Source organism: Microcoleus sp. D2_18a_B4 (assembly GCF_036702475.1).
Taxonomy (GTDB): Bacteria; Cyanobacteriota; Cyanobacteriia; order Cyanobacteriales; family Microcoleaceae; genus Microcoleus.
The window spans coordinates 39,195-51,766 of the sequence record NZ_JAUBTL010000038.1; the positions used below are offsets into that span (position 1 = coordinate 39,195).

At 46.3% G+C, this 12,572-nt stretch carries 9 protein-coding genes; 2 read left to right on the forward strand and 7 right to left on the reverse strand.

From position 1 onward, the window contains the following. Positions 1 to 6 precede the first annotated feature (6 nt). The 4 genes from QUB04_RS20705 to ftsH2 all read right to left on the reverse strand — a co-directional run bounded on the left by QUB04_RS20705 (position 7) and on the right by ftsH2 (position 7,156). Entirely contained in the window at positions 7 to 2,934 is a 2,928-nt protein-coding gene (locus tag QUB04_RS20705; RefSeq protein WP_333142220.1) for a PAS domain S-box protein, read from the reverse strand. A gap of 255 nt (positions 2,935 to 3,189) precedes the next feature. Continuing rightward, positions 3,190 to 4,479, reverse strand: coding sequence for an aminopeptidase P N-terminal domain-containing protein (locus QUB04_RS20710; RefSeq protein ID WP_333142221.1), 1,290 nt, complete (start codon positions 4,477 to 4,479; stop codon positions 3,190 to 3,192). A 245-nt stretch (positions 4,480 to 4,724) separates the two neighbouring features. Continuing rightward, positions 4,725 to 5,090: a hypothetical protein gene (locus QUB04_RS20715; RefSeq protein WP_333142222.1), complete on the reverse strand. Its 366-nt coding sequence runs from the start codon at positions 5,088 to 5,090 to the stop codon at positions 4,725 to 4,727. Positions 5,091 to 5,269: 179 nt separating this feature from the next. Continuing rightward, a complete protein-coding gene (gene ftsH2 / locus QUB04_RS20720; RefSeq protein WP_006633417.1) occupies positions 5,270 to 7,156 on the reverse strand; it encodes an ATP-dependent zinc metalloprotease FtsH2 in 1,887 nt (628 codons plus the stop codon). A 322-nt stretch (positions 7,157 to 7,478) separates the two neighbouring features. On the opposite strand from ftsH2, the gene QUB04_RS20725 reads away from it, so the two are divergent. Together QUB04_RS20725 and QUB04_RS20730 are read left to right on the forward strand one after the other, a co-directional pair. After that, entirely contained in the window at positions 7,479 to 8,561 is a 1,083-nt protein-coding gene (locus QUB04_RS20725) for a ParM/StbA family protein (protein WP_333082516.1), read from the forward strand. 20 nt (positions 8,562 to 8,581) lie between these two features. Beyond that, on the forward strand, positions 8,582 to 9,100 hold the full coding sequence (locus QUB04_RS20730) for a hypothetical protein (RefSeq protein WP_333287201.1): 519 nt from the start codon (positions 8,582 to 8,584) through the stop codon (positions 9,098 to 9,100). 408 nt (positions 9,101 to 9,508) lie between these two features. Here the strand turns inward: QUB04_RS20730 and QUB04_RS20735 are convergent, their stop codons facing one another. From QUB04_RS20735 to mgtE, 3 genes are all read right to left on the reverse strand, one after another. Continuing rightward, on the reverse strand, positions 9,509 to 9,868 hold the full coding sequence (locus QUB04_RS20735) for a hypothetical protein (RefSeq protein ID WP_333287203.1): 360 nt from the start codon (positions 9,866 to 9,868) through the stop codon (positions 9,509 to 9,511). 43 nt (positions 9,869 to 9,911) lie between these two features. Then, complete coding sequence (locus QUB04_RS20740) at positions 9,912 to 10,835, reverse strand: hypothetical protein (RefSeq protein WP_333287205.1); 924 nt, start codon at positions 10,833 to 10,835, stop codon at positions 9,912 to 9,914. Positions 10,836 to 11,074: 239 nt separating this feature from the next. Beyond that, the gene (mgtE, locus tag QUB04_RS20745) at positions 11,075 to 12,472 is read right to left on the reverse strand and encodes a magnesium transporter (RefSeq protein WP_333287207.1); all 1,398 of its coding nucleotides are present in this window, start codon (positions 12,470 to 12,472) and stop codon (positions 11,075 to 11,077) included. Positions 12,473 to 12,572: the final 100 nt, after the last annotated feature.

Genomic DNA, 12,572 nt, shown 5'->3' on the forward strand with positions numbered 1-12,572 from the left:
TTTTCCTTAAATGCGTCGCCGATAATTTAACTCTTTAAAAATTAAAGTGTAGCAGGTTCCACACTGACTGTCAATGGCAATACTCGCATCTAATTGGCAAGACAACATTCTCACTAATCGCAATCCTAATGTTTCAGGATTTTCTACGTCGAAACCCGCCGGGAATCCGCTACCATTATCTTGAATAATTAATTGGAGTTCCTGAAAACTTAATTCCTTAAATTCTATGTTAATTTCACCTTTCGCACTTTTGCTAAAAGCATATTTTAGGGAATTAGAAACTACTTCGTTTATAATTAAACCGCAAGGAATGGCTGTTTCTATGTTTAAATAAATTGGGTCAAGGTTGAGATTGAATTGGATGGCAGTGTTGCCGCAACCAAAAGATTGATACAAATTAGCAACCAAGTTTTCGACGTAGGGGGGAAGGGCGATGCGATCGAGATGTTCGGATTGATAAAGTTGCTCGTGAATCAGAGCCATTGAATGGATACGGGTCTGGCTTTCTTCAAATAAAGCTAGCGTCGGTTCGTCTTCAATATATTGAGCTTGAAGTTGCAGCAAGCTGGAAATTACCTGCATATTATTTTTGACTCTGTGGTGAATTTCTTTGAGCAATACTTCTTTTTCGCGGAGTGCTGCTTGGATGCGGGCCTCGGTACATTTGCGATCGCTGATATCTTCGGCAATACCCGCGATGCGGTAAATTTTGCCCGATTCGTCGTAAATGGGAAAAGCTCGATCGCACACCCAGCGAATTGTGCCGTCTGGCAGAAAAATCCGATATTCGGTATTGGTGGACTCGCCCTGCAAAACTCGCCCCATTGCCTCTTCCAACAGGAGTTTATCTTCTGGATGCACCCACTCCATCATTTTTAATGGATCAGCATACAATTCTTCGCGACTGCGCCCCCAGATTTGTTCGTAAGTTGGACTCAGATACAATAAATCGGTGAAGTCCGCAGACATTAGCCAGAAGGAATCTTGGATATTTTCTGCTAACTGGCGGAAGCGTTCTTCACTTTCGCGGATGGTTTTTTCTGCCTGTTTGCCTGCGGTAATATCTACCGCAATGCCCACGATGCGGTAAACTTTACCAGATTGATTTCTAATGGGAAAAGCCCGATCGCGAATCCAGCGTATTTTGCCGTCCAGCCTGACAATTCGATATTCTATCTCGTCTTCAGACTCAATTTGTCTAGTTAAATTAGCAATAACGCGCTCGCGATCTTCTGGATGGAGGGAATCTGCAAAAAAGCGCCTGTTAGCATACAAATCAGCGCAGCTTCGGCCCCAAATCTTTTCGTAAGCCGGACTGATATAAATAATTTCCTGGGGTTGAACGTTTACCATCCAAAACACGCTTTCAATGTTTTCTGCTAGCTCTCGGAACCTTTCTTCGCTTTCTTTCAGCGCTGCTTCGGTTTTTTTGCGATCGCTAATATCTTCTGTCACTACTAGATTGTAAACTGCCCCGCTCAGCGGTTCTTGGATGAGCGATACTGTAATATTTACCCAAACTACAGTGCCGTCTTTGTGCAGTAAGCGTTTTTCCATTTTAAAACTGTCAATTTGGCCGGCAAATAATTGCTTGTTTTGTTCTAAATCTGCATCTATATCTTCTGGGTAAGTAACGTCCATCCAAGTTCGCGACAGCAGTTCGCTCGCAGTATATCCCACTATATCGCAGAATTTTTGATTGACTCGCAAATAGCGGCCTGTTGCGTCAGGGTGGGTAATACCGACTGCCGCTTGTTCGACGGTTGCCCGAAAGCGTTCTTCGCTATCTCTGAGGGTTGCTTCTGCTTTTTTGCGATCGCTAATATCGCGCTGTACGCCAAAATACCCGATGATTCTGCCGTGGGAATCGTAAATGCAAATATAGTCGCCTTCTATCCAAACTGGAACTCCGTCAAACGTGCGATTCTCATTTTCGATGTGAATTCTGCCAGCATCAAAAAATTGCTTGATTATCTCTCTGCTACCAGTCAAGTCGTGCGACAAGAAAGAGTAAAGCGTCCGGCCAATAAACTCTTCCCTAGTACCTCCGTATTGAGCTATCAAAGCATCATTTGCCTTCGTTACCCGCCCGTTAGCAAATATGTAATCCAAAACTTTTTCTTTGTCAACTGTATCGTCCCAGTGGACGGGTTCGTCCAGCATCATAAAGAAAAAACCATCTAAAGATTGAGAGAAAAACAATTCTAGCTGTTCCTGGCTTTTCCGCAGAGCTTTTTCGGCGCGCCAGCGAGAGAGAACTTCTTCCTGCAATTGATCGTTGGCTGTTTTCAAGTCCTCAGTGCGCTTTTGATATTTAATTTGTAGCTGATTTTTGATTTCTTCCAGCGCTATTTCTGCCTGTTTTTTTTCGGTAATATCTTGAGTAACGACCATTCCTGCAAAAATTTCTTCCCGGTCGTTTTTGACGGGAACAATTGTTGTTGAATAAATGCGATCGCCGTATTTATATTCAAAAGTATTCTCTTTTCCTGCCAAAGCAGCGCGATATGTAGTCTCAAAAAGTTGCCAATCTTCAGGTGGGGATACTTCCCACAATGTTTTGCCTTCCAACTGTTCTTTGGACAAACCAACTACTGCCAAACCTTGGCCGTCAACCAGAGTATAGCGCAAATCGCGATCGAACAAAAACACCGACCCATTCGGATAATGTTTGATGAGAGTTCGGTACATTTCCTGGCTTTTTTCCAGAGATGTGATTAACCGAATACGATCGTCCTCGGTGATATCCGATTCAGTTACGGAGCCCGAAATGCCAGGATTCTCGACTGCTTTGAGTTGTGCTTCTAATTTCTGGCACAATTCTCTCTGCTGCTGCAAATCCTCTTCTAGTTGCCGAATTTTTGCTTTTTGCTCTGCTACCAATGCTTCGCAGGTTTCCAGAGGTCGATCGATCTTGGTAGGATCAATACACATAATTGCTCTAGGTTTAGCAGTAAAGGCTTGAGCTTTTTCAAGTTAATACTAACAAAGCTCAAGCCTGCACTGCCAACTTACAGCAGATTCAATTTATATGCGGTACACACAATCAAGTTGTAACTAAGGTGCGTCGCCACCCGTCAAGGAGCAAATTCCATTGAACCATAGAACAGATCCGCACCCTACATAAATCGTTTCCGGTTGCATCGGTATTGTTCAAACAGTCAACAGTCAACAGTCAACAGTCAACAATTATTTAGGAACTCCCGCCGTCAAGACTTCATGACTTTCCAATGTTACCAAAACATCATCTTCAATTCTCACACCAATACCGCGCCATTTTTCAGGAACCTCCGGCTGTCCTTCAACCGGTTTAATATAAGGAGAAATATAAATCCCCGGTTCCACCGTCAGCACTTGTCCTGCCTGCAAAACTTGCGGATTTTCGCCGTACTGATAAACGCCGACATCGTGCACATCCAATCCCAGCCAATGACCAGTGCGGTGCATATAAAATGGCTTGTATTTCTCTTCTTTAATTATCTCTTCAATGTCCCCCACCAAAAGTTTTAAATCCATTAAACCTTCCACCAAAACGCGCACTGCTGTTTCGTGAATTTTGCTGTAAGGATTTCCCGGATATACTTGACTAATTGCCTGCAATTGTGCTTGCAAAACTAAGTCATAAATTATCTGTTGTTCAGTTGTAAATTTGCCGCTAACAGGAAAGGTGCGAGTAATATCGGCGTTGTAGTAACCGCAAGCACAACCAGCATCTATTAGCAACAAATCGTTTTCCTGCATTTGGCGGTTGTTTTCGATGTAGTGGAGGACGCAGGAATTGTAACCGGATGCAACAATTGAAGGGTAAGCGGGAGTGCAGCCATTTAAGCCAAAAGTATGTTCTATTTCAGCTTGAATTTCATATTCGTATCTGCCCGGCTTAGCGAATTCTTGGGCGCGGTTGTGCGCTGCAACTGAGATATTAGCGGCTTTTCGCATTAATGCTAATTCAGTTTCGCTTTTCACCAGCCGCATCGGGTGTAAAATGATGTTGGAATCTTCGATCGCTGTCGGGCCTGTGCCGCGTTTTGGGTAGGTTGCCATCAAGCGCTGCCAGTGATTGAGGACTGTTTGGTCGAAAGTACGATCGCGCCCGAAGTGATAGTATATGCGATCGGCCTTTTCTAAATATTTCGGCAGTTTTTCCGCAAGTTCGGCGATGGGAAAAGCTTCATCCGCGCCGTAAAGTTCTTTAGCGCCTTCTACTCCGGCGCGATAACCGTGCCAAGTTTCTTTTTCCAAGTCTTTTGGCTGCACAAACAAGACAAATTTGTGTTCTTCGTGGTGCGGCGCGAGCACTGCTACCGCCGCAGCTTCGTTGAAACCTGTTAAGTAGAAAAAATCGCTATCTTGTCGGTAGGCGTATTCTACATCGTTGTGCATGACGGCTGCGGGTGCGCTGCGAAATATCGCCGTCCCGCTGCCAATTTTTGCCATTAACTGTTCGCGTCTTTGCCGATATTCGGTGGGGTTGGTCATCCGATTTTAGATTTTAGATTTTAGATTTTAGATTTTAGATTGAGTGTAATATTAACACTCAGCGGTTTCAAGCGCTGCTTGTCAGACTTGCACCCGCAAGGCAAGGGTTGAAGATATAGGTGCTCTGTTTTTTTTCTGGGTCTACAGCAGTTCTCAATCTTGGTGAGGTATGCCCTATGCCCTATGCCCTATGCCCTATGCCCGCTTATCAAGCGTACACCTCATATTACTGAGAAAGGCTATACTTATTTATTCTCTGGTTCTGCGATCGCCAATTGACAAGTATAGTCAACCAGCCCAGACAAAGATGAGTTGCGATCTACTAAAGTCCATCTCCGATCGAAATTCGACCAATTTTCGCCATCTTGGCTAACTCTGACAGTTCTCAACTGTCGTTGCTTGCAGTCAACTTCCATTTGCGCCAACAATTTCTCGTTACTAAACTGTTGAGTTACTAAAATAGTTCTGACTGGATAAGAGGGAGCACCGGGAATATCGGATTTGCTTAATTCAACGCTGCTGGAGTCGATGCAAATATCTACAAAACATCTTAATTTTTCGGCGCGGGCGCTCAAATTAATGCCAAAAATTAATGTTGAAATTACTATCAAACAAATCGATGAACTCTTAATCATATAGCAGGAGGAAGAAGTTTCTTTTGACTGGGCGGTTGAAACCGCTGCTACACAGACAAAACCCGCCTGCGCGGGTTGAATTTCTTCAGTCCGCGCAGGCGGACTTTGTTTGTGTAGCAGCGAATTCTATTCGCCCTCAATATTCACTCTTCTTTTTAAAGCTGAGGAACGTATTGTTCTTTTTCAGGAACAAAAGTGTATTCAGAGACAATTAGGCGCAACTCTTCGCCGTCGATGGTTTCTTTTTCGATCAACAAATCGACTAAGCGATCGATCACGGTGCGATTTTCGCGAATAATTCGGCGGGCGTCGTCGTAGCAGTGATCGACAATCGATCGAACTTGTCCGTCAATCCGAGAGGCTATTTCTTCGGAATATTCCGATCGCGCTGTGTAGTCGCGGCCAAGGAAAATTTCGCTTTGCTGGGCTTCCAGGGCGATCGGGCCCAAGGTAGACATCCCATAGCGAGTCACCATTTGCCGCGCCATGCCGCTTACTTGCTGCAAATCGTTGCCGGCACCGGTGGTTACTTCGGCATCGCCGAAAACTACTTCTTCGGCTGCGCGGCCACCCAAAGCACCGCTAATGCGGGCTAAAATTTGCGATCGAGAAATCAAACCTTGGTCTTCGCTGGGCATGAACCAAGTCAAGCCGCGGGCCTGTCCGCGAGGAACTAAGGTAACTTTTTGAACTGGATCGTGGGCTTGAATGATTGTACCGACGATCGCGTGGCCGATTTCGTGGTAAGCAATCAAGCGCTTGCTCTTGCTGTCCACCAAGGGAGTGCCTTCCATACCTGCTACCACGCGATCGACTGCATCGTCAACTTCGAGCATCGTAATCGCTTCTTTGCGGCGGCGGGCGGTTAAAATCGCAGCTTCGTTGAGCAAGTTAGCCAAATCAGCGCCGGTAAAACCAGGAGTACGGCGGGCGATGGCGTCCAAAGAAATTTCCGCAGACAGCTTCTTGTTGCGCGCGTGAACTTCCAAAATTTCCAAGCGGCCTTTGATATCCGGCGTATCTACGCTAACTTGGCGGTCAAAACGTCCCGGACGCAGCAGCGCTGAGTCGAGCACGTCGGGGCGGTTCGTGGCAGCAATGATGATAATGCCAGTATTGCCCTCAAAACCGTCCATTTCGGTCAGCAACTGGTTCAGGGTTTGTTCGCGTTCGTCGTTACCGCCGCCGATACCGGCGCCGCGCTGGCGACCCACTGCATCGATTTCATCGATAAAGATGATGCAAGGAGCATTTTCTTTAGCTTTTTTGAACAAGTCCCGAACGCGGGAAGCGCCGACACCGACGAACATTTCCACAAATTCCGAACCGGAGATGCTGAAGAAAGGCACGCCGGCTTCGCCTGCGATCGCTTTTGCCAGCAAGGTTTTACCGGTTCCGGGAGGGCCAACTAGCAGGACGCCTTTGGGAATCTTCGCCCCGACTGCGGTGAAGCGTTCGGGTTTTTTGAGGAATGTCACCACTTCTTGAAGTTCTTCTTTGGCTTCCTCAACGCCTGCTACGTCGTCGAACAGTACGCCTGTTTTAGCTTCCATTTGAAAGCGAGCTTTGGACTTGCCAAAATTCATGGCTTGGCCAGGGCCCCCTGGCACGTTGCCACCGCGGCGGAAGAGGAAAAACAGCCCTCCTACTAACAAGAGGGGAAATACTAGATTGCCTAAAAGTCCCCAGACAGCACCGTCGTTGCGTAGTGGGTGAGTGTCGAAGCTGATTTTGGAGTCTCTGAGCCTAGAAACCAGTTCCGGGGCATTTGAGGGCAAGTCTACCCGCCACCGCTGCTCGTGATTGTCCAGTTCGGGATCGACTGCTAGGACAATAGCCGTCCGGCCTCCGTCGTAAAGGTCAACGCTGGTCACTCGACCGGCGTTTAAGTAATCTAAGAATCGACCGTAGCTTAGGCGGGTGCTGGCGGTGTTCTTGCTCATTTCTGCGGGGGATGGGGCAAAGGCCCCCTGCCACAAGAAAAAGCCGATGACTAAGGCGGGTAAAGTCCAAAGTAGTATAGTTCGCCAAGAAATTTTCATAAATGCGGATGCCTTGAATTGGGGACAGATCGGGTAAGATCGCGGTGTCGGAGAAGTGCGACAAAAGTTTACACTCAGAATCTTAACTAAATTTAACTTAACAATGCACTCTCAGGCAACAGAGGTTCGAGGCCGATCGCTCCAGAAAAAGTTAGGTTAGTTACTGTAAGGGCGATCGTCCCGAATATAATGTTTGGTGCTGATTTCGATACCGATCTAGGTAGAGTTAGAAGAATCGCCGCAAAACCCACTGTCTTTAAGCGCGGCAGTGTCAAGGGATAAGGCATGATAATGGTGAGGCTCAGTGAGGTAACACATTTCAATGACAACTAGACAGCTTGTTCCTAATTCGGCTATGCTGACCCAGCAGACTAAAGTCGCTTCTAACAAATCGATTATTAGTGCTGATTTGGGTCGGACGGCAACTAAAGCTTGCGTGAGTCGCAACCCTAGTAGCGTTGTTTTCATCCCTGCCAACGTGGCTACTATGCCTGTGGAAAAGGTGCGGGGTGGCAGCTTTGAGTCCAAAGCAACAGACCCTCTGTTGGATATGTGGCTGGAGTACCAGGGCAGGGGTTACGCGATCGGTCAATTGGCGGCAGATTTTGGCGCTAATCTCGGTGGCGCTGACCAGTCGAAAGTAGTAGATGCTTTGGTTAAGGTCTTTTCCTGTGCTGGATATTTCCAGATGAAAGGCGAAATAGCAGTTGTGCTGGGTTTGCCGTTTTATTCGCAGGATCAGTTTGAGAAGGAAAAGGAAGAGATTATCAGCCAACTGCGCTCTCCCCACGTTGTGGTGTACCGGGGCGAGCGTGTGGATATTAACATCAGTCACGTTTGGGTGATGCCGGAAGGGTTCGGCAGCCTGATTTGGTGCGAGGCTCAAGATAACAAGGAGTTTACGCCGGAGTTGCCCGAACTGTCGGTGGCTGTTGTGGATATCGGACACCAAACTACCGATTTGTTAATGGTCGATCGTTTCCGGTTCGCTCGGGCGGCTTCAAAGAGCGATTCCTTCGCAATGAACAAATTCTACGAACAAGTTGCCTCAAAGATTCCGGGAGCAGACCCTCAATCTCTGTCTTTACTGGAAGCAGTGAATAAACCCGAGGGCCAGCGTTTCTACCGCCCCAGAGGAGCGACTAAGCCGACTAATTTAGATCCGATTATTAAGGATTTGCGGGAGGCTTTCGCTAACGAACTGTCCGAACGTTTGGTGCAGTGGCTGCCGGAACGTGTGACGGATGTGGTTCTGACTGGCGGTGGCGGCGAGTTTTTCTGGGAGGTGTTGCAACCTTTGCTTAAAGACGCCAATCTTAAGGCTCACTTGGCTCAGCCTTCTCGGAAAGCTAATGCTTTGGGACAGTTTATTTATGCTGAGGCTCAGCTAGCCACGATAAAGTAACGCATTAAGGCTTGAACCCTATGGCACTGTGGGCAAAAAATAAGGCGAATTTCTCGGTGGCGTTTACGGAAGATGCTGCGGATCAAACTTTGCTGGCCGCTATTGAAAAAGAGTTGGCTTTCACGAAGTATCAGACTTTCAGCAATCTCTGCAAGCAAGCTTTGTGGCAGTTTTTGTCTGTATCTGAGTCTGCTAGCTCTACACAGAGCTTTCAACGGTTGGAACAGCGTATTGCTGAACTTGTGGTCAAATTTGCTGAGTTTGAGCACAATGTTTCGGCAGAGGAATTAAGCCGTTTGGAGGGACTGGAACATCACCTGAGTCAACTCAGCGCGCAGTTGGATCAGTTGCAGGGGAGTGTTAACAGTAAGTTTGCTCAAGTTTCTTTTGCCCCAGTTTCAAAAGTAGTAGAGCCTGGCCCGATTGAGTCTGAGTCTGTGGCGGATGATAATGTAGTGCCTGATGCTGAGGTTGCTCCTCCTCGGAATTCCGATCCTTTGTTGGAGCGTTTAAGTTCTTTGTTACCCCAAGATTTCTAAAATGAGGTAGATTAACAGTAAGACTTTTTCTAACATTTGCTAACAATAACTTACATTTGCCAGAGATCTTTATATCATATAAGCTGTTGCGGCATTTAAGTTGTCTGTCAAAAAAAATTAAAGTCTTGTGGGGAGTAGGGGTTGGGCGTCCCGCCCGCCCTGAATATACAATTTAAATGCGCGACAGCTTAGAATGAATTTAGCCACTCTGATTTAGGTGAAAAACCTTGGTAGTACGCAACCGCTATATAAATAAGTTGCCTCTACACTATCAAAGCAAATAATCAGATTGGCGTGGGGCTGTAAGCGATAACCAAGCTGAAGGCAAGAATATAAGTGCTTGTAGAAATTTCTACGGGCATCGGTTGATACGCCTTGGTTGAGATCAGCTCTCAACTTATGTATTTGTTAGCAAATGTTAGCAAAAAAGTATCGGTAGACCAAGGCTAAAAAGCCTTGAGATGTAATGTTAGTGGCGCGCTGTTGGCAGCCGGTACTGAATACAGACACAAAGCGATCGCTCTTTTGAAAAAAAAGGGCGATCGTTTTGTTATTTGTCAGTTGTCTGTTGACTGTTGACTGTTGACTGTTGACTGTTGACTGTTGTCTGTTGACTGTTGACTGTTGTCTGTTGACTGTTGACTGTTGACTGTTGACTGTTGACTGTTTTTTGTGGTTACAAATTATATCAAATCCGTTAGCATCGGAATAGTAAATTCGAGTTAACTGTTGACTGTTGACAGTGAACAGTGAACAGTCAACCGTCAACAGTCAACATCATGTATGAGTGTAACCGGAAATGATATTACCATTATTCGATTAATCCTAATTTTTGTAAGCGCGAACGAATGGCACTAGGCTGTCGCTGAAATCTCTGAGCTAATTCGTCAATTTGTTGACCGCTCGCATATTCTTTCTTCAAATTTTCGTCTTCATCCTGACTCCACTTGACATAAGCTCTGGGATATTTTTGGCGAATTTTCTCATTCTGGGTTTTAGGTCGATAACCATTCTTTTGCTCGCCATTCAAACCAGAACCCAACTGTGGGTTAATTTCCCCACCGCGACTAGCTAGCGCCTCTTGCACGCGGTTGGGAATCACAGCAATTTCTTCTGAGAGATCAGCCAAAGCATTGTCTACTTTTTGCTGAAGTTCTGTTAGCTGCCGCTGCTGCAAATTCCCCCACTGTGGCAGTTCGTTGATAAACTGCTGCAAGTCCAGAATTATTGTTGTCAAAGTTTCGACTTGTTGCAACTCCGGTCGCTGTTTGAATTGGCGACTGGTGAGTTCGATCTCGCTTTGAATCATTTTAATAGTTTTTTCTAAAATTATTAGTCGCTGGCGCAGGTTCTCAATGGCTGAAATTAGAGAGTGTACGTTTTCTCCAGGCGCAACATTGAGATTTTCGCGAGATGTTTGAGCAAGAGCTTCGTCTAAAGCCTTTACAGCAATTTGCAATTCCTCGATCGCGCGATCGGTAGTAGCCGCTTGTTGATTTACGCGATCGAACGTAGCCGCCGTACTTGCTTTAACTTGCTTGTGCAGCTTCTGCCGGTTCACAAAATTCAACACCAACGCAATCACTACAGGCACTTGAGCATAAACGCTCTGCCCCCAAACCAAACTAGCAGCCAATCCCACAGCAGAGGCAGCAAGAAAAACCAATTCAGCAGTTTCTAACAAATTGCTGGACGTGGGATTTTGGATTTTCGTTGGTGAATTGGATGATGACATAGGCTAATACCATTTTAGATTTTAGATTTTAGATTTTAGATTTGGAATGACTGAGGAAGCTCGGAGTTTGGAGCACGGGCCTATAGTTGCATTCTTTTTTTCAACTGGTGCAAGTATGCGGATAAAAATAAAGTACGCGCGAGTGCAGATATCCGGTAGGGAATCGCACATTGACCCCGAATTTAGCAGTGGTGAAAAACACATTAAGTTTTTTATTCACAGCCATGTAATTAAATATATTAAAGCTGCAAAATTTGTCGAGCTAAAGTGAAATAAATCAACACCCCGAGGACATCAACTGCGGTGGTAATAAAGGGAGCAGACATTAAAGCGGGGTCTAAACCCAAAGAACGAAATAGAAACGGCAGAGCTGAACCGGCAAGAGAAGCTAAAATTGCGATCGCAAACAAACTCACTCCCACCGCGAGTGCCACTTCTAAACTCCCTTGCAGAGTATAAGCCCAGCCCGTCGCTACAGTCCCCAATATAGCTCCTAGCAGCGCTCCCGCCATCCCCTCGCGAACAATTACTTGAAACGGGCCCATTGCTGTAATTTCGTCAGTGTTCAAACCGCGAATTACAACAGTTGAGGACTGAGCTCCGACATTGCCTCCAGTGCCAGTCAGCAGCGGAATAAAGGCTGCTAGGGCAACTACTTGGTTCAAAATATCTTCTTGAGCTCGAATAATTGCGCCGGTGACAGTATTAGTTAAAAGCAGAACAAACAACCACACGACCCTTTTCCGGGCAACAGTGATTAAATCGGTCTGAAAATAATTGTCGCCGCCGGACTGGACGCCGCCCAAGGTATAAATATCTTTGGCTGCTTCTTGTTCTAAAATGTCGATCGCGTCGTCAACTGTAATGATGCCGACCAGACGCTGTTCGCGGTCTACAACGGGCACAGCTAAAAAATCGTAACGCTGGATCAGCCTAGCTACTTCTTCTTGATCCGTTCCTGTTTGAACAGAAACTACCTCGCGGGTCATAATTTCGCCGACAGTTTTGTCGAGGGGGGAAGTGACTAAATCCCGCAGGGATAAAATACCTGTCAAGCTGCGTCCGGCGTCGGTGACGTAAAGAGAATAAATTGTTTCGGTAGTTTTAGCCAAAGAGCGAATTCGGTCTAAAGCTTGGGCGACGGTAAAGCTTTCTTTGAGAGAAATATATTCCGGGGTCATGATCCGACCGGCGGTACTGGCTTCGTAACCCAAAAGTTGAGCCGTAGCTTCCCGTTCCGTCGGGCTCAATTCACCCAACAGACGACGGACTAATATTGCCGGCAGTTCGTCAAATAGTTTAGCTCGATCGTCCGGGGACATTTTGTCTACAATGTCAATGACTTCTTGGCGTTTGAATTTTTCGCAGAGGGACTGCTGAACGCTGGAGTCGAGATATTCGTAGACTGCGATTGCTTCGTCTTTGGAAAGCAAGCGGAAAGCTATTACTTGCATGGTTTCTGGCAGGCCTTCGATAGCTTCAGCTATGTCTGCTTCCTGCACCGGGTGCAAAATCGCTTTTGCTCCTTTAAAGTCTCCTTCTTCCAACAGGGCCCTTAACTGCGAGCGAACTAATTCCCGCAGTTCTTTCCGCGCGTAGGTGGGTAGAGAAGACGATTGATAACTTTTTTCTGTCACTGATGACCCTCCTAAACCTGTGCTGCGCGCCTTCCTGAATCCAGTTTAGAGCCTATTGACGCCACTGGTTGCAGCGATCGGACTTGCCCTGACAATATCC